The organism is Pseudomonas sp. MBLB4136 (assembly GCF_051904765.1).
In the GTDB taxonomy this organism is placed as follows: domain Bacteria; phylum Pseudomonadota; class Gammaproteobacteria; order Pseudomonadales; family Pseudomonadaceae; genus Aquipseudomonas.
In genome coordinates, this window is the sequence record NZ_CP196713.1 from 2,399,743 (window position 1) to 2,417,200 (window position 17,458).

Annotated in this window: 13 protein-coding genes; 8 read left to right on the forward strand and 5 right to left on the reverse strand. The window is 67.2% G+C overall.

Features of this window, described 5'->3' with window-relative positions; genetic code table 11:
• Positions 1–19: 19 nt before the first annotated feature.
• The 5 genes from ACSX1D_RS11025 to ACSX1D_RS11045 all read right to left on the reverse strand — a co-directional run bounded on the left by ACSX1D_RS11025 (position 20) and on the right by ACSX1D_RS11045 (position 7,457).
• Positions 20–1,627, reverse strand: a complete 1,608-nt coding sequence (locus tag ACSX1D_RS11025; protein WP_439862242.1) for a carboxyl transferase domain-containing protein — start codon at positions 1,625–1,627, stop codon at positions 20–22.
• Positions 1,628–1,710: 83 nt separating this feature from the next.
• Positions 1,711–2,874 (reverse strand): isovaleryl-CoA dehydrogenase, encoded by a 1,164-nt coding sequence (locus ACSX1D_RS11030; protein WP_439862243.1) that lies wholly within the window; start codon positions 2,872–2,874, stop codon positions 1,711–1,713.
• 29 nt (positions 2,875–2,903) lie between these two features.
• The gene (locus tag ACSX1D_RS11035) at positions 2,904–3,302 is read right to left on the reverse strand and encodes a MerR family transcriptional regulator (protein ID WP_208706818.1); all 399 of its coding nucleotides are present in this window, start codon (positions 3,300–3,302) and stop codon (positions 2,904–2,906) included.
• A gap of 275 nt (positions 3,303–3,577) precedes the next feature.
• A complete protein-coding gene (locus ACSX1D_RS11040) occupies positions 3,578–5,293 on the reverse strand; it encodes a S8 family peptidase (protein WP_439862244.1) in 1,716 nt (571 codons plus the stop codon).
• Positions 5,294–5,825: 532 nt separating this feature from the next.
• A complete protein-coding gene (locus tag ACSX1D_RS11045) occupies positions 5,826–7,457 on the reverse strand; it encodes a S8 family peptidase (protein WP_439862245.1) in 1,632 nt (543 codons plus the stop codon).
• A gap of 774 nt (positions 7,458–8,231) precedes the next feature.
• On the opposite strand from ACSX1D_RS11045, the gene ACSX1D_RS11050 reads away from it, so the two are divergent.
• From ACSX1D_RS11050 to ACSX1D_RS11085, 8 genes are all read left to right on the forward strand, one after another.
• Positions 8,232–9,269 (forward strand): AraC family transcriptional regulator, encoded by a 1,038-nt coding sequence (locus ACSX1D_RS11050; protein ID WP_439858575.1) that lies wholly within the window; start codon positions 8,232–8,234, stop codon positions 9,267–9,269.
• Between the two features lie 128 nt (positions 9,270–9,397).
• On the forward strand, positions 9,398–10,165 hold the full coding sequence (locus tag ACSX1D_RS11055) for a 3-hydroxyacyl-CoA dehydrogenase (protein WP_439858576.1): 768 nt from the start codon (positions 9,398–9,400) through the stop codon (positions 10,163–10,165).
• 70 nt (positions 10,166–10,235) lie between these two features.
• Complete coding sequence (locus ACSX1D_RS11060; RefSeq protein WP_439858577.1) at positions 10,236–11,429, forward strand: acetyl-CoA C-acyltransferase; 1,194 nt, start codon at positions 10,236–10,238, stop codon at positions 11,427–11,429.
• A 14-nt stretch (positions 11,430–11,443) separates the two neighbouring features.
• Positions 11,444–12,571 carry an acyl-CoA dehydrogenase family protein gene (locus ACSX1D_RS11065; RefSeq protein WP_439858578.1) on the forward strand — a complete coding sequence of 376 codons (1,128 nt, stop codon included), beginning with the start codon at positions 11,444–11,446 and terminating at the stop codon, positions 12,569–12,571.
• Between the two features lie 233 nt (positions 12,572–12,804).
• A complete protein-coding gene (locus ACSX1D_RS11070; protein WP_439862309.1) occupies positions 12,805–13,890 on the forward strand; it encodes a gluconokinase, GntK/IdnK-type in 1,086 nt (361 codons plus the stop codon).
• Positions 13,891–13,953: 63 nt separating this feature from the next.
• Complete coding sequence (locus ACSX1D_RS11075) at positions 13,954–15,231, forward strand: TRAP transporter large permease subunit (protein WP_439858579.1); 1,278 nt, start codon at positions 13,954–13,956, stop codon at positions 15,229–15,231.
• Positions 15,232–15,305: 74 nt separating this feature from the next.
• Complete coding sequence (locus ACSX1D_RS11080) at positions 15,306–16,319, forward strand: TRAP transporter substrate-binding protein (RefSeq protein ID WP_439858580.1); 1,014 nt, start codon at positions 15,306–15,308, stop codon at positions 16,317–16,319.
• A 118-nt stretch (positions 16,320–16,437) separates the two neighbouring features.
• On the forward strand, positions 16,438–17,457 hold the full coding sequence (locus tag ACSX1D_RS11085; RefSeq protein ID WP_439858581.1) for a LacI family DNA-binding transcriptional regulator: 1,020 nt from the start codon (positions 16,438–16,440) through the stop codon (positions 17,455–17,457).
• The last annotated feature ends 1 nt before the right edge of the window (position 17,458 follow it).

Consider the following 17,458-nt stretch of genomic DNA (forward strand, 5'->3'; position numbering starts at 1 on the left):
ACCCTACGGGCAAAACCCATCACATGCGGAACACACCAAAGGTCGTCGGCTCGATCGGCGCATTGAGCGCGGCGGACAACGCCAGGCCGAGCACCTCGCGGGTCTGCGCCGGGTCGATGACGCCGTCGTCCCACAGTCGCGCGCTGGAGTAGTAGGGATGGCCCTGGCGCTCGTACTGCTCGAGGATCGGCTGCTTGAGCTTGGCCTCGTCCTCGGCGGAGAAGGCCTGGCCGGCGCGCGCCGCCTGTTCGTGCTTGACCTGCACCAGCACGCCGGCGGCCTGTTCGGCGCCCATCACGCCGATCCGCGCGTTCGGCCACATCCACAGGAAGCGCGGGTCGTAGGCGCGCCCGCACATACCGTAGTTACCGGCGCCGAAGCTGCCGCCGATGATCACGGTCAACTTCGGCACCTTGGCGCAGGCCACCGCGTTGACCAGCTTGGCGCCATGTTTCGCAATCCCTCCCGCTTCATATTTCTGCCCGACCATAAAACCGGTGATGTTCTGCAGGAACAGCAGGGGAATGCCGCGCTGGCAGGCCAGCTCGATGAAGTGCGCGCCTTTCTGCGCCGATTCGGCGAACAGAATCCCATTGTTGGCGAGGATCGCCACCGGGTAGCCGTGCAGGTGGGCGAAGCCGCAGACCAGGGTGGCGCCGAACAGCGCCTTGAACTCGTCGAACAGCGAGCCGTCGACCAGCCGCGCGATCACCTCGCGCACATCGAAGGGCTGCTTGGCGTCCGCCGGAATGATTCCGTACAACTCTTCGGCGTCGTACAGCGGGGCGATCGGCTCGCGGTTGTTGAGCACGCCCTGCTTGCGCCAGTTGAGGTTGGCGATCGAGCGCCGGGCCAGGGCCAGGGCGTGCTCGTCGTTGTCGGCGTAGTGGTCGGCCACACCGCTGGTCTTGCAGTGCACGTCGGCGCCGCCGAGGTCCTCGGCGCTGACCACCTCGCCGGTGGCGGCCTTCACCAGCGGCGGGCCGGCGAGGAAGATGGTGGCCTGGTTGCGCACCATGATCGCCTCGTCGGCCATGGCCGGCACATAGGCGCCGCCGGCGGTGCAGGAGCCCATGACCACGGCGATCTGCGGGATGCCCATGGCGGACATGTTGGCCTGGTTGAAGAAGATCCGCCCGAAGTGCTCACGGTCGGGGAACACCTCGTCCTGGCGCGGCAGGTTGGCGCCGCCGGAGTCCACCAGGTAGATGCAGGGCAGGCGGTTCTGCTGGGCGATGGCCTGGGCGCGCAGGTGCTTCTTCACGGTCAGCGGGTAGTAGCTGCCGCCCTTCACCGTGGCGTCGTTGGCCACGATCATGCACTCGACGCCCTCGACCCGGCCGATGCCGGCGATCACGCCGGCCGCCGGCACCTCTTCGCCGTACACCTCGTGGGCGGCCAGCTGGCCGATCTCGAGGAAGGGCGAACCGAGGTCGAGCAGGCGGTTGATGCGCTCGCGCGGCAGCAACTTGCCGCGCGAGGTATGGCGGTGCTGGGCCTTCTCGCCGCCGCCTTCGTGGATGCGCGCCAGCAGGCTGCGCAGGGCGCCCACCTGCTCGAGCATCGCCGCGCTGTTGGCGGCGAACTCCGGTGAACGGGTATTGATCTGGCTATGCAGGATGGTCATGTGCGCTTCCTGTAGGGTGCGCCGTGCGCACCGTTGCCCTGGTTGCGGTGCGCGCGGCCTCGCGGCCGCGCACACCCTACGGGTCACTTGGTTTCGTTGAACAGCTCGCGGCCGATCAGCATGCGGCGAATCTCGCTGGTGCCGGCGCCGATCTCGTAGAGCTTGGCGTCGCGCAGCAGGCGGCCGGTGGGGAACTCGTTGATGTAGCCGTTGCCGCCGAGGATCTGGATCGCCTCCAGGGCCATCTGGGTGGCGCGCTCGGCGCTGTAGAGGATCACCCCGGCGGCATCCTTGCGCGTGGTCTCGCCGCGGTCGCAGGCCTGGGCCACGGCATAGAGGTAGGCGCGGCTGGCGTTGAGCTGGGTGTACATGTCGGCGACCTTGCCCTGGATCAGCTGGAACTCGCCGATGCTCTGGCCGAACTGCTTGCGGTCGTGGATATAGGGCACCACCACGTCCAGGCAGGCCTGCATGATGCCGATCGGGCCGCCGGCCAGGACCACGCGCTCGTAGTCCAGGCCGCTCATCAGCACCTTCACGCCGCCGTTCTCCACGCCGAGGATGTTCTCCTCCGGCACCTCGACGTCATCGAAGAACAGCTCGCAGGTATTGGAGCCGCGCATGCCCAGCTTGTCGAACTTGTTGCCGCGGGAAAAACCCTTCCAGTCGCGCTCGACGATAAAGGCGGTGATGCCGTGGGCGCCCCTGTCCAGGTCGGTCTTCGCGTAGATCACGTAGGTGTTGGCGTCCGGGCCATTGGTGATCCAGGTCTTGCTGCCGTTGAGCACGAAATGGTCACCACGGCGCTCGGCGCGCAGTTTCATCGACACCACGTCGGAACCGGCGTTGGGTTCGCTCATGGCCAGGGCGCCGACGTGCTCGCCGCTGATCAGCTTGGGCAGGTATTTCGCCTTCTGCTCGGCGCTGCCGTTGCGATTGATCTGGTTGACGCACAGGTTGGAGTGGGCGCCGTAGGACAGGCCGACCGAGGCCGAGGCGCGGCTGATCTCCTCGATCGCCACCACGTGAGCCAGGTACCCCAGCCCCGCGCCACCGTACTCCTCGGACACGGTGACGCCGAGCAGGCCCATGTCACCGAACTTCTTCCACATGTCCGCGGGGAACAGGTTGTCGCTGTCGATGGCGGCGGCGCGCGGCGCCAGTTCGGCGGCGACGAAGGCCTGGACCTGCTCGCGCAGCATGTCGATGGTTTCGCCGAGGGCGAAGTTGAGGGACGGATAGCTCATGGTTCCACCTGTAATTGTTAGCTTTAAGTTCAGGAGTTAACGCTTTGTTTTTTATCTGTTTCAGCCAGCGCGATAAGGCAGCGCTCCTCGGCTGTATCCAATTCCAGCTGCATCTGTTGAATATCCAGCAGCTGCTGCTGCAGCTGGGCACGGCGCTCGGCGATCTTGTCCATGAAGGTCTCCAGCTGCTTGCGATTGCCGTGGCTCGGGTCGTACAGCTCGATCAGTTCCTTGCACTCGGCCAGGGAGAAACCGATGCGCTTGCCACGCAGGATCAGCTTGAGGGTGACCTTGTCCTTGGCACTGTAGATGCGCTCCTGGCCACGCCGCTCGGGGCTGAGCATGCCTTGCTCCTCGTAGAAGCGAATGGCGCGGGTGGTGATGTCCAGCTCGCGGGCCAGGTCGGAGATGCTGTAGGGCGCAGCCATGACGGGGTCTCGATGATTTACCTTTACGTTAACGTAAAGCTGTCGGCAGATTTAGTCAACGGCGAGATCGACGAAAGATCGTCTTTGTTCTGCGCACGCTTGCAGTGGGGAGAAATGGCGGCGGATCGAGCCGGTGCCAGCGCGCGGCTGGCCGGCGGCGCTCGGCACATAGCGCAGTCAAGCGCCGCCGAGATGATGCAGCCAGAACCAGGGCAAAGGCCCTGATTCTGGCCGAGGTCCGTCCAGCATATGCGACGGGAAAAGCGGGGCTTGTGTCAGTAGCTCGCCTTCAGGCTTACGCCGGAATAGCTCGCGGAGCCGCTCACCACCACGTAGTAAGTGCCGGCCTGCGGGTTGTTGAACGTGCAGCTTTCGTTGTTGTTGCTGCGCCGTGGACGGCAGTCGTAGCTGGTTGCGGTCGGCTCGGCGCCGAATCGCACGTAGAGGTCGGCATTGCCGGAGCCGCCGTACATGGAAACCAGCAGACGGCTGACGCCGGCCGGCAGGGTGATGCTGTAGCTCTTCATCGAGCGCCTGGAGCCAGACAGACCGGTAATCGGCGTGTCGTTGACCAGGGTATCGCCGGACACGACCGGACCGCCGAGTTGCGCATCGACGGCCGCCCGCGCATCGACCAGGCCGCTGCCGCAGCCTTCCGCGCAGGCAACTGCCAGTGGGCGACTGCTGCTCTTCAGGGTGCTTTCCACCTGCGCCGGGGTCTTGCGCGCTGTCGCCTGCATCAGGGCGACCACACCGGCGACATGGGGCGCGGCCATCGAGGTCCCGCTGTAGTACGCATAAGAGGCGCTGCCCGGCGTCGTGGTGCCGCTGTTGAGGGTGGAGAGGATGCTCGAGCCGGGGGCGGCGATATCCACCACCGAGCCGTAGTTGGAGAAACTCGACCGTGCTCCGCTGCGGGTGCTGGCGGCGACGGTGATGACGCTGTTGCAGTTGGCGGGTGTGAAGCTGCCGGCGTCGATATTGCTGTTACCGGCCGCCACCACCACCGTGGTGCCACGGCTGACCGCGCTGTTGATGGCGTTCTGCGTGGTCTGGCTGCAGCTGCCTGTGCCGCCCAGGCTCATGTTGATCACCTGGGCCGGAGTGCTGGTCAGCGGCACGCCGCTGACGTTGCCGCCGGACGCCCAGATGATGCCGTCGGCGATGTCCGACGTGTAGCCACCGCAGGTGCCGAGCACGCGCACTGGCATGATCTTGGCGTTATAGGCCACACCGGCTACGCCTTCCGTGTTGTTGGTGAGGGCCGCCACCGTGCCGGCGACGTGGGTGCCGTGCCAGCTGGAGTTGCGCGGCGTGCCGCACTGGCCGCTGGTCCAGTCGCCCGGATCGCTCGGGTCGGCATCCCGGCCGTTGCCGTCGTTGGCGACCGTGGTATCGGCGATCATGTCGTAACCGGCCACCAGATTGCCGTTGAGATCAGGGTGGCTGGTGATGCCGGTGTCCAGTACCGCGACCACCACGCCGCTGCCGGTGGAGCGATCCCAGGCGGTCGGCAGGTTGATCCCGCCGGTGGGCTCGTAATAGTGCCACTGCTCGTTGTAGCGCGAGTCGTTCGGGGTGAAGACCGGCTGCAGCAGCGCATCCACTTCGACGTATTCGACGTTGGGGTTGGCTGCCAGCTCCTGCAACAGTGCGGCGGCCTCCGCGCGAGCGAGCTTGCGCGCCGACCTGATGACATCGGCACCAAGCGCGGTGCGCCGCACATGGGCGACGGTCACGCCGCGCCGCTGGCCGGCCTGAGTCAGCGCCTGGGCGCGCAGATTGCTGTTGGCCTGTTCGCTGCTGCCGCCGCGGTACTTGACGATGAAGCGATCGTAGCTCTTGCCTTCCTTGAGCATGCTGGTGTTGACCCGCGCTGCGCCGGTGTCCGTTGCGGAGTGGGCCATGGGTGCGGCGATGGCCAACGCGCAGGCGACTGCCAGGACATGGGCACGCAGCGGCCGATTGGTACGAATATGAATAGAAGACACGTTTGCAACCCCCGATGGTATGGGAACCGGGCCGCGAAGCACGGCCCAGCTAAAGGGAACTACTGCAGAGTGCTTCCAGCGCTTGCAGGGCTGTCCGGCTCGCAGTTGGGCGATACCGGACGCTGGCGAAATCCAGGGTTCAGCTCCTAGCTGGCGGACTGCTCGTCCTTGTGCGGGCATGACGGTTTCCGGCCGTCATGATCCTTCCACTTCCGGTCCTGCGCCCATCATCAGGGCGCGGCCGCTCGGCGCCGTCTACTCGACCGTGTGTGTGTCCGGACAAGCAATCGCGGATGCGGCGAACTATGGAAGTGCTCTGGCTATCGGCATAGCGGCGGTTATCTGGACTGCGATTGCCTTCACATTGCGACGAACGGCCGCTGACCAACGGTATCGGCGCGTTACGCGGCTCATGCGAACCGCCATTGGTGCATCGGGAAGGATGCTTTGCCGGGGAGCTGGCAGGCGGCCGGATGTGCCGAAAAAAGCCCCCGCGGTGGCTGGCGGGGGCAAAGCTCGCCGTCGGAGGGAACTAGTAGCGGGCCACCAGGCTGGCACCGGAGTAGCTGGAGTAGCCACGCACCATCACGTGGTAGGTGCCTGCCTGCGGGTTGCTGAAGCTGCAGGTTTCGTTATTGCCGTTGAGGAAGGGTCGGCAATCGTAGCTGCTGGTGGTAGGGGCCGAACCGAAGCGCACATAGAGATCGGCATCGCCACTGCCGCCGGAGAGGGTGAAGCTCAGGCTGCTGACGCCGGCCGGTACCGTGATGCTGTAGGTCTTGCTGGACCCCTTGCTGCCGGACAAACCGCTGATCGGCTGGCCATTGAACAGGGTGTCCTGGTTGACCGGCGGGCTGCCGAGCTGGACATCGACCGCGGCGCGCGCATCGACGATACCCGTGCCGCAGCCTTCGCTGCAGGCGCCGGGCAGTGGTCGGGTGCTGCCCTTCAGATTGCTTTCCACCTGCGCCGGGGTCTTCGGAGCAACCGCCTGCATCAGGGCGACCACCCCGGCGACGTGCGGCGCGGCCATGGACGTGCCGTTGTAGGCGGCATAGCTGGCGCTGCCCGGTGTGGTGGTGCCGCTGTTGAGGGTGGAGAGGATACCAGAGCCCGGGGCGGCGATATCGACCACCGAGCCGTAGTTGGAGAAGCTCGACCTTGAGCCGCTGCGGGTGGTGGCCGCAACCGTGATGACGTTGTTGCAGTTGGCCGGATTGAAGTTGGCGGCATTGGCGTTGCTGTTGCCCGCGGCCACCACCACCGTGCTGCCGCGGCCGACCGCACTGTTGATGGCATTCTGCGTGGTCATGCTGCAACTGCCGCTGCCACCCAGGCTCATGTTGATCACCTTGGCCGGGGTGCTGGTCGGCGGTACGCCGCTGACGCTGCCACCGGAGGCCCAGACGATGCCATCGGCGATGTCCGAGGTGTAGCCACCGCAGGTGCCGAGCACCCGTACCGGCATGATCTTGGCGTTGTACGCCACCCCGGCCACACCGAGGCCGTTGTTGGTGACCGCCGCCACGGTGCCGGCCACGTGGGTGCCGTGCCAGCTGGAGTCGCTGGGCGTACCGCATTGGCCGGTGGTCCAGTCGCCCGGATCGCTCGGGTCGGCATCGCGGCCGTTGCCGTCGTTGGCGACCGTGGTATCGGAGATCATGTCGTAGCCGGCGATCACGTTGGCGTTGAGGTCAGGGTGATTGGTGATGCCGGTGTCCAGCACCGCGACCACCACGCCACTGCCGGTGGAGCGGTCCCAGGCAGTGGCGGCGTTGATCCCGGCGGTGGCCTCGTAGTAGTGCCATTGCTCGTTGTAGCGCGAGTCGTTCGGAGTCAGGACCGGCTTGAGCAGGGCGTCGACCTCGACGTACTCGACATTGGGGTTGGCCGCGATCTGCTGCATCAGGGCTTCGGCACCGGCGCGGTCGAGCTTGCGTGCGGACTTGATGACGTCGGCGCCGACCGCGGTACGCCGTAGGTGGCCGACGCCCAGGCCTTGCAGCATGCCGGCCTCGTTCAGCGCCTGGGCCCGCATGCTGCTGCTGGCCAGCTCGCTGCTGCCGCTGCGGTACTTGACGATGAAACGGTCGTAGCTCTGGCCGTCCTTGAGCATGCTGGTGTTGATACGGGCAGCGCCGGTATCCGGTGCGGCGACGGCCATGGGTGCTGCCATCACCAGTGCGCAAGCGGTAGCCAGCGCATGACTGCGAAGTGCACGGGTAGTGCGGGTGCGGATAGGAGTCACGTTTGCATATCCCCTGTATTGAAGTGGGCAACGGGCGCACGGTTTGCGCCTCGTTGCTCCTGACTGATAAGGGATGTTCTGCAGCGTGCTTGTGGCGCCTGCAGAGCCCGGTTCGGCTCCTGCCGTGACCAGCCTCTCGCGAATGCGAGGGCTCACGCCCTCGTCTGCGGACTGCACATCCCTGTGTACGATCGAGGCGCCATATCGCCTCGAAGCCCTGCTTGCTTCCAGATGCAAATGGCATAGCCATGGTGCAGCGCCCGAAGTCAGCGGCCTTGGCTCGCCCACACAGCCAGCTGACTGCAGAGCGCGGCAAGGCAAGGCTTTAAGCACTATGGTGCCATTTGCGTCGATCAGCATAGACGCGATTGTGCGGAGCGCGAATGCGCTCACATTTGTTGCCGAGGTAGGCGGGCGGGTGTGGTGCCCATGCGGCCAACGGCCAACTGGACAGCGGCCGGTTGCCACCTTACGTTAACGTCAAGGCGGGCGGCCGTCCTTGGCGGCAAAGCGCTCTCCGAGAACACCCGGGACCGCGCCACTGCCACTCCAGGGCCAAGAAGGGAAACCCATGAAACGACTCAACGATAGCCAAGGCCTGCAGGAGCAGCAGCGTGACAGCCGGACGGAACGGCTCCAAGGCGTTGTCTGAGCCGAGGATGAGCGCATACGCATGAGCAAGGCCGGGATATGACCGAAGTGTCTGCCGAGAAGGGCACGATCTCCGTCCGGCTGGTCGGCGAGGCCTTGCGCCAGTGGCGCGCCCAGGGCCGCGACGCGGCCGAGCTGTTGGCCCAGGCCGGCATCGCCACCGAGCTGCTCGAGCGGCCCAATGCGCGGGTATCCGCCCAGGCATACGCAAGGCTGTGGCGGGCCCTGGCTCAGGCCATGGACGATGAGTTCTTCGGCATGAATGTCCGGCGGCTGAAGTCCGGCAGCTTCGCCTTCATGGCGCGGACCGCGGCGAGGGAGCCGACCCTGGGCGCGGCGCTGGACAGCGTGCTGAGTTTCCTGGTCCTGGTCTTCGACGGCCTGGCACCCCGCCTGGAGCGCCAGGACGGGCTGGCGGCGGTCGTCATAGAGGAGCCGCCGGGACAGGCCTGCCCCGCCTTCGGCTGCTTCACCCTGTGGATGATCGTGCATGGCCTGGCCTGCTGGTTGCTGGGCCGGCGCATCCCGATCCTAGCGGTGGACCTGCGCTGTCCGGCGCCGGACTATATCGAGGACTACCGGGTGATGTTCAGCAGCAACCTGCGTTTCGCCCGTGGGCACAGCCGCCTGTTGTTCAACGCCGACTGCCTCGACCAGCCGGTACGCCGCAGCGACCGCGAGCTCAGGCGTTTTCTCGCCGGCGCGCCGGCCAACATCCTGGTCAGGTACCGCGACCCGCAGAGCCACGCGGCCCGCGTCAAGGCGTACCTGCGCAGCCTCAAGGTCGGACGCTGGCCGGACTTCGAGACCCTGGCCGGGCACTTCTTCATGGCGCCCTCGACCTTGCGCCGCCGGCTAGCGCAGGAAGGGCAGTCCTATCGTGGGCTCAAGGACCAGCTGCGCCGCGATCTGGCCCTCGCGCGCCTGAGCGGCGGCGACGGCAACTTCGCCGAACTGGCGCTCGAACTGGGCTTCGCCGACGCCAGCGCCTTCTACAAGGCCTTCAAGAAGTGGACCGGCACCACGCCGGGGCAATACCACGGGCTGATGCATCCAGAACCGACGCCCGGGAACTGACGCCGACTGTCCAAAGCGCTCAGCCAGATTGAAGCCTTTCGACATTGCCGCCGCCCGGCTGCGTCGCGACCATTCGCTCAATAGGCCATCGGGCGCGGCCAGTCGCCCCCAGAGCAAGGAATCAAAGCATGCGTATCGAAGACCGAGTGTTTCTGCTGACCGGCGCCAGCTCCGGGCTGGGCCTGGCCACCGCCCGTGAGCTGGTGGCCCAGGGCGGCAAGGTCGTGCTCGCCGACATCAACGCCGAGGCCGGCGCGGCGCGGGCCGAGGAACTCGGCGGCAATGCCCGCTTCGTGCCGACCGATATCACCCGCGAGGAGGACGGCCGCCGCGCAGTGGCCGCCGCCGTCGAGGCCTTCGGTGGCCTGCACGGGCTGGTCAACTGCGCCGGCATCGCCCCGGCGGAGAAGGTCCTGGGACGCAACGGTGCCCACACACTGGAGAGCTTCAACCGGGTCATTCAGGTCAACCTGGTCGGCAGCTTCAACATGCTGCGCCTGGCCGCCGAGGCCATGGCCTTGGGCGAGGCGAACGAGGAGGGCGAGCGCGGGGTGATCGTCAACACCGCCTCGGTGGCCGCCTTCGACGGGCAGATGGGCCAGGCCGCCTATGCCGCCTCCAAGGGCGGGGTGGCGGCCATGACGCTGCCGGCGGCGCGGGATCTGGCGCGCACGGGGATCCGCGTGATGTGCATCGCGCCGGGCATCTTCGAGACGCCGATGATGGCCGGTATGCCCCAGGAAGTGCGCGACTCCTTGGCCGCCAACGTGCCGTTCCCGCCGCGCCTGGGGCGCCCGGACGAGTACGCCGCGCTGGTGCGCCACATCATCGAGAACTCCATGCTCAACGGCGAGGTCATCCGCCTGGATGGCGCCCTGCGCATGGCGGCCAAGTAACGTTGTCAAAAGAATGGGCAGCGCGGATCCCATCCGGGCCGCCCGGAATCGGCTTAAGAGGTACAGCGACATGAACAGGCAATCCGATCCGGTGGTAATCGTCAGCGCCGCGCGCACGCCAATGGGCGGCTTTCTCGGCGAGCTCAAGGAGGTCAGCGCCGCCGAGCTGGGCGCCGCGGCGATCCGCGCCAGCCTGGAACGCGCCGGGCTGGCGGCCGATGCCGTGCAGGAAGTGATCATGGGCTGCGTGCTGCAGGCCGGCCAGGGCCAGGCGCCGGCGCGCCAGGCGGCCCTCGGTGCGGGCCTGGACCAGGGCACGCCGTGCTCGACGGTGAACAAGATGTGCGGTTCGGGCATGAAGGCGGCGATGCTCGGCCATGACCTGTTGCTGGCCGGCAGTGCCGAAGTGGTGGTCGTCGGCGGCATGGAGAGCATGTCGAACGCCCCCTACCTGTTGGAGCGGGCCCGCGGCGGCTACCGCATGGGCCACGGCCGGGTGCTCGACCACATGTTCCTCGATGGCCTGGAGGACGCCTACGACAAGGGCCGACTGATGGGCACCTTCGCCGAGGACTGCGCCGAGGCCTACGGCTTCAGCCGCGAGCAGCAGGATGCCTTCGCCATCGCCTCGCTGACCCGCGCGCAGAAGGCCATGGCCGAAGGGCGTTTCGACAGCGAGATCGTCGCGGTGGAGGCCCGGGTAGGGCGCGAACTGCGCAGCATCGTCAGCGACGAGCAGCCGCCCAAGGCTCGCCCGGACAAGATCCCCAGCCTCAAGCCGGCCTTCCGCGAGGGCGGCACGGTGACGGCGGCCAATGCCAGCTCGATCTCCGACGGCGCCGCGGCGCTGCTGCTGATGCGCCTGTCCGAGGCGCAGAAGCGCGGCCTCACGCCGCTGGCGGCGATCCGTGGCCACGCCAGCTTCGCCCATGCGCCGAAGCTGTTCGCCACCGCCCCGGTCGGCGCCCTGCAGCGCCTGATGGATCGCACCGGCTGGACGCTGGCCGAGGTCGACCTGTTCGAGATCAACGAAGCCTTCGCCGTGGTGCCAATGGCGGCCATGCACGACCTGGACATTCCCCACGACAAGCTCAATATGCACGGCGGCGCCTGCGCCCTCGGCCACCCGATTGGCGCCTCCGGGGCGCGGGTGCTGGTGACCCTGCTCAACGCCCTGCGCCAGCACGACCACAAGCGCGGCGTCGCCTCGCTGTGCATCGGCGGTGGCGAGGCCACGGCCATGGCCATCGAACTGCTGAACTGAACCGGGAGAGCCCCATGATTCCTGCTGAACAAGAGCTGCTGATCCGCGACATGGCCCGCCAGTTCGCCCAGGAGCGGCTCAAGCCGTTCGCCGCCGAATGGGATCGGGAGCACCGCTTTCCGGCTGAGGCCCTCAGGGAAATGGGCGAGCTGGGCTTCATGGGCATGCTAGTCCCGGAGGAGTGGGGCGGTGCCCAGACCGGCCATTTGGCCTACGCCATGGCCCTGGAGGAAGTCGCCGCCGGCGACGGTGCCTGCTCGACCATCATGAGCGTGCACAACTCGGTGGGCTGCATGCCGATCCTCAAGTTCGGCAGCGAGGCGCAGAAGCAGCGCTTCCTCCGGCCCCTGGCCGAAGGCAGGATGCTCGGCGCCTTCGCCCTCACCGAGCCCCAGGCCGGCTCCGACGCCAGCAGCCTGAAGACCCGCGCCCGGCGCGACGGCGACCACTACGTGCTCAATGGCAGCAAGCAGTTCATCACCTCCGGCAGCCATGCCGGCATGGTGATCGTGTTTGCCGTGACCGATCCGCAGGCGGGCAAGAAGGGCATCAGCGCCTTTATCGTGCCCACCGACACCCCCGGCTACTCGGTGGTGCGGGTCGAGGAGAAGCTCGGCCAGCACGCCTCGGACACCTGCCAGATCCAGTTCGACGACCTGCGCATTCCCGTCAGCCTGCGCCTGGGCGAGGAGGGCGAGGGCTACCGCATCGCCCTGTCCAACCTCGAGGGCGGGCGCATCGGCATCGCGTCCCAGGCCGTGGGCATGGCCCGCGCGGCCTTCGAGGCGGCGCGCGACTATGCCCACGAGCGCGAGGCCTTCGGCAAGCCGATCATCGAACACCAGGCGGTGGCCTTTCGCCTGGCCGACATGGCCACCGAGATCGCCGTGGCACGGCAGATGGTCCACCACGCCGCCAGCCTGCGCGAGGCCGGCCTGGCCTGCCTGAACGAGGCCTCGATGGCCAAGCTGTTCGCCTCGGAGATGGCCGAGCGGGTCTGCTCGGCAGCCATCCAGACCCTCGGCGGCTACGGCTACCTCAAGGACTTCCCGGTCGAGCGCATCTACCGCGACGTGCGCGTGTGCCAGATCTACGAAGGCACCAGCGACGTCCAGCGCCTGGTGATCGCCCGCAGTCTGTGAGCCCCGGCTGGCGCGGGGATGGTCGTAGCCCCGCGCCACCATCGCCAGCCGCCGCCCCAATCACCCTTCGTCGTTTTTGCCGCTCAATGCGAATCCGAGGCTTGTCGGACAGTATTGATAGCGCTAACATTCGGCCAAACAAAACGACGCCACGTCGATGGCGCCCCGGAGAATCCATGACTACCTGCCTCCCTGCCCGTGGCCTCGCGCCGGCTGACCGCACCCTGGTGGTGATGGGCGTCAGCGGTTCGGGCAAGAGCGACATCAGCCAGGCCGTCGCCACCGCACTCGGCTGGCGGCACATCGAGGCCGATCGCTTCCACCCCCGCGAAAACGTCGAGCGCATGAGCGCCGGCATCCCCCTGAGCGACGCCGACCGGGTGCATTGGCTCGACGCGCTGGTCGCCGAGATGCAGGCCACCCAGGCCGCTGGCGAGGGCTTCGTGCTGGCCTGCTCGGCGCTCAAGCTCAGCTACCGTGAGCGCCTGCGCGCCGCCGTGCCGGGCCTGCGTTTCGCCCACCTGCATATCGATCACGCCACCGCCCTGCAGCGCGTGGGGGGGCGTCCCGGTCACTTCATGCCGACCTCCCTGGTCGATAGCCAGTTCGCCACCCTGGAAGCGCCGGGCGGCGAGCCCGGGGTGTTGACCGTCGACGGCTCCCAGAGCCGCGCCGACGTGGTCGAGCAGGTGTGTACCTGGGTGCGCCAAAGCACCGCGGAGGCGGAAATGGCCGAGCGTGTGGATCTTTCCGCACAGGAATTTGATAGCGCTATCAAGGCCGGCGGCGTGCACCTGACGGGCTCGCCGATCTACCGGGGCGGCCTGGCGCGTCTGTTCGACCGCCTGACCGACAGCCTGATGGCCGTGCTGATGGGCTTCATGGTGCTGGTGGTGTTCAGCAACGTGGTGCTGCGTTACGCCTTCGATTCCGGCTGGTCCGGTGCCGAGGAGCTGTCGAGGCTGGCCTTCGTCTGGCTGGTGTTCGTCGGCGTGGCCTCGAGCATGCGCCGCGGCGAGTTGATGAGCTTTTCCCTGATTCGCGACCGCTTTCCCAAGGCCGCGCGATTGCTGGTCGACTCGGCCAGCTGGCTGCTGGTGGCCGCCGCCAGCGCCCTCGCGAGCTGGGGCGCCTGGCAACAGTTGCAGTTCGGCTGGAGCATCAACAGCCCGGTGGTCGGCTACCCACTGGCCCTGGCGATGTTGCCGGTGCTGGCCTGCATGGCGGTACTGACGCTGCTGGCCCTGGTGCAACTGCTGAACCTCTGGCGCAGCCCCGATGAACCGGCTGCCTCGCTGGCCAATGTCACGGTCGATTGAGCCGGCCATGAGCCACGAACCTTCCAGTAACAAGACCGGGCAGCGCCCACCGAGGACCCACCGATGACAGTAGCGGTTTTCCTATCCTCCCTGCTGGGCTTCATGGCCTTCGGCATGCCCATCGCCTTCGCCCTGATCCTCACCGGTGCGGTGCTGATGTGGTACCTGGAGTTCTGGGACGTGCAGCTGTTGGCGCAGAACCTGCTGGCCGGCGCCGACAGTTTCCCGTTGCTGGCCGTGCCGTTCTTCATCCTCGCCGGCGAGCTGATGAACGCCGGCGGCATCTCCAAGCGCATCATTACCATGGCCCAGGCCTTCGTCGGCCACAAGCGCGGTGGCCTGGGCTTCGTCGCCATCGCCGCCGCGGTGCTGCTGGCCAGCATGTCCGGTTCGGCCCTGGCCGACACCGCAGCGTTGGCCACCCTGCTGCTGCCGATGATGCGCCAGCGCGGCTACCCGCTGCATGCCTCGGCCGGCCTGGTGGCCGCCGGCGGCATCATCGCGCCGATCATTCCGCCGTCGATGCCCTTCGTCATCTATGGCGTGGTCACCAACACCTCGATCAGCCAGCTGTTCATGGCCGGCCTGGTGCCGGGGCTGATCATGGGCGGCGGGCTGATTCTCGCCTGGACCCTGATCGCCCGCGGCTTCACCGAACCGACCCCGCCCAAGGCCAGCCAGGCCGAACGCCGCGCGGCCCTGGTCGACGGCGTCTCGGCGCTGATGCTGCCGGTGATCATCGTCGGCGGCCTGCGCTTCGGCATCTTCACCCCGACCGAGGCGGCCGTGGTCGCGGCGGTCTATGCCCTGGGCGTGTCGACCCTGCTGTACCGCGAGTTGAACTGGAGAGCCCTGGTCGAGGCGATGACCCGCGCCAGCCGTACCACCGCCTCGGTGATGTTCCTCTGTGCGGCGGCGACGGTGTCGGCCTACATGGTTACCCTGGCCCAGCTGCCGGACGAAATCGGCGCCATGCTCGGTCCACTGGCCGACCATCCGCAGCTGCTGGTGGCGGCGATCATGCTGCTGATGATTGCCGTGGGCATGGTCCTCGACCTCACCCCGACCATCCTCATCCTCGCCCCGGTGCTGGCGCCGATCGCGGTCAAGGCCGGCGTCGACCCGGTGTATTTCGGCGTGATGTTCGTGCTGATCGGCTCCATCGGCCTGATCACCCCACCGGTGGGCACGGTGCTCAACGTGGTCGGCGGCATCGGTCGGCTGCGCATGGATGTGCTGGTGCGCGGGGTGATGCCGTTCTTCCTGATCTACCTGGCGATAGTCGTGCTGCTCATCGCCGTGCCGGAAATCGTCACGGTGCCGCTGGCATGGCTGCGCTGAGGCATCTTGCGCAACCCACCCGGGGCCTCCGGTCCCAACCCGTACTCATCCACAACAACAAAGGTACTAGCCCCATGAGACGCTTCCTGATCGCCGGCCTCGCTGCCGCCACCCTGCTTAGCCCGCTGGCCACGCTTGCCGTCCAGGCCGACGAGATTCGCTCGCGGATGATCCGCTTCGGTTATGGCCTCAACGAGGACAGCAACCAGGGTCGCGCCGCCAAACTGTTCGCCGAGGAAGTGGCCAAGGCCTCCGACGGCAAGCTGAAGATCCGCACCTTCGGCTCCGCCAGCCTCGGCGCCGACAACCAGATGCAGAACGCCCTGATCGGCGGCGCCCAGGAGATGATGGTCGGCTCCACCGCCACCCTGGTCGGCATCAGCAAGGAAATGGCAGTGTGGGATACGCCGTTCCTGTTCAGCAGCGAGCAGCAGGCCGACGCCGTCCTCGATGGCCCGATCGGCCGCCAGGTCATGGACAAGCTGGAAGCGCAGGGCCTGGTCGGTCTGGTGTACTGGGAGAACGGTTTCCGCAACATGACCAACAATGTCCGCCCGATCGCCAAGGTCGAGGACTTCTCGGGCATCAAGCTGCGCGTCATGCCCAACCCGGTGTACCTCGAGACCTTCAAGCTGATGGGCGCCAATGCCGTGCCGCTGCCGTTCTCCGAGCTGTTCACCGCGCTCGAGACCAAGGCCGTGGATGGCCAGGAAAACCCCTTCAACACCATCCTCTCGTCGAAGTTCTACGAGGTGCAGAAGTACCTGACCGTGACCAACCATGTGTACAGCCCGTGGATCGTCACCGCCTCCAAGCGCTGGTGGGACGGCCTGTCGCAGAGCGAGCAGGCGATCATCCTGCAGGCGGCGATCAAGGCCCGTGACTTCGAGCGCCAGGACACCCGTGCCGAGGCCGCCAAGGCCCTGGCCCAGCTCAAGGCCAACGGCATGCAGGTCAACGAGATCAGTGCCGAGCAGGTCCAGTTGATGCGCGAAATCGCCCAGCCGGCGATCCAGCAGGTGGTCGACACCGTGGGCCAGGAGCTGTTCGAGCAGGTCCAGGCCGAGGCTGCCAAGGCCGCTCACTGATGAGCTTTCGCGGGTTACGTCGGGTTAGCCGGTGGTTGCATGCTGCCGGCCCAGGGCGGCGTATCCCGCGCTTTTTTTCAGCTGGTAGAATCGCCGGCTTCTTGTCCAGGGAACTGTCATGAGCCAGCGTCGACGTCGCACCGCCGAACGCATCACCCTGTCCGATGTAGCCAAGGCCGCCGGCTGCTCGCTGATGTCCGCCTCAAGGGCGCTGTCGCAACCGGATATGGTCTCCGATGCCCTGCGCGAGCAGGTGATGCGGGCGGTCAAGGAACTCGGCTACGTGCCCCATTCGGCGGCGCGGGCGTTGGCCAGCTCGCGCTCCAACCTGGTGGCGGTGATCATTCCGTCGCTGTCCAACTCGGTGTTCGTCGACACCGCCGAGGCGATCCAGCGGGTGCTGATGCCCGCCGGCTTCGAGATGATGCTCGGCGTCAGCCACTACCGCGCGGAAGAGGACGAACGCCTGCTGCGCGCCTACCTGGCGCACCAGCCGGCCGGCCTGCTGCTCACCGGCTTCGAGCGCAGCGATGCGGCGCGCGAGATTCTCGGCGGCTACCGCGGGCCGATCGTCAGCATGATGGAGCTGAGCGACGCCGAGGACGACTACTGCGTCGGCTTCTCCCAGCAGGAGGCGGGCGCCGCCATGACCCGGGCGCTTATCGATCGCGGCTACCGGCAGATCGCCTTCGCCGCCGCCCAGCTCGACCCGCGCACCTTGCAGCGCGCTGAAGGTTACCGTCAGGCGATGCGTCAAGCCGGGCGCTACGACCCGTCCCTGGAGCTGCTGACCCCGGAGCTGTCGTCCATCGGCCTGGGTGCCAACCTGGTCGATCGCCTGTTGCTGCTGAAGCCGCAGATCGATGCGGTATTCTTCAACAACGATGACCTGGCCCTCGGTGCCCTGTTTCGCGCCCGGCAGCTGAACTTGGCGGTGCCCCAGCGTCTGGCCATCGCCGGCTTCAACGACCTGCCGGCCGCGGCCTGGGTGCACCCGGCGCTGACCACGGTGCGCACCACCCGCGGCAGGGTCGGCGAACTGGCGGCGCAGATGCTGATGAGCCTGATGCGCGGCCAGCAACCGCAGAGCCGGCGGGTCGACGTCGGCTTCGAGGTGGTGCTGCGCGACAGCGCCTGAG

What these genes read in the sequence shown, in the direction of transcription:
- ACSX1D_RS11035 (WP_208706818.1), bottom strand. Translation starts at nt 3,302, where the DNA reads ATGGCTGCGCCCTACAGCATCTCCGACCTGGCCCGCGAGCTGGACATC.
- ACSX1D_RS11075 (WP_439858579.1), top strand. Translation starts at nt 13,954, where the DNA reads ATGACAGTAGCGGTTTTCCTATCCTCCCTGCTGGGCTTCATGGCCTTC.
- ACSX1D_RS11025 (WP_439862242.1), bottom strand. Translation starts at nt 1,627, where the DNA reads ATGACCATCCTGCATAGCCAGATCAATACCCGTTCACCGGAGTTCGCC.
- ACSX1D_RS11085 (WP_439858581.1), top strand. Translation starts at nt 16,438, where the DNA reads ATGAGCCAGCGTCGACGTCGCACCGCCGAACGCATCACCCTGTCCGAT.
- ACSX1D_RS11060 (WP_439858577.1), top strand. Translation starts at nt 10,236, where the DNA reads ATGAACAGGCAATCCGATCCGGTGGTAATCGTCAGCGCCGCGCGCACG.
- ACSX1D_RS11070 (WP_439862309.1), top strand. Translation starts at nt 12,805, where the DNA reads ATGGGCGTCAGCGGTTCGGGCAAGAGCGACATCAGCCAGGCCGTCGCC.
- ACSX1D_RS11030 (WP_439862243.1), bottom strand. Translation starts at nt 2,874, where the DNA reads ATGAGCTATCCGTCCCTCAACTTCGCCCTCGGCGAAACCATCGACATG.
- ACSX1D_RS11050 (WP_439858575.1), top strand. Translation starts at nt 8,232, where the DNA reads ATGACCGAAGTGTCTGCCGAGAAGGGCACGATCTCCGTCCGGCTGGTC.
- ACSX1D_RS11055 (WP_439858576.1), top strand. Translation starts at nt 9,398, where the DNA reads ATGCGTATCGAAGACCGAGTGTTTCTGCTGACCGGCGCCAGCTCCGGG.
- ACSX1D_RS11080 (WP_439858580.1), top strand. Translation starts at nt 15,306, where the DNA reads ATGAGACGCTTCCTGATCGCCGGCCTCGCTGCCGCCACCCTGCTTAGC.
- ACSX1D_RS11045 (WP_439862245.1), bottom strand. Translation starts at nt 7,457, where the DNA reads ATGGCCGTCGCCGCACCGGATACCGGCGCTGCCCGTATCAACACCAGC.
- ACSX1D_RS11065 (WP_439858578.1), top strand. Translation starts at nt 11,444, where the DNA reads ATGATTCCTGCTGAACAAGAGCTGCTGATCCGCGACATGGCCCGCCAG.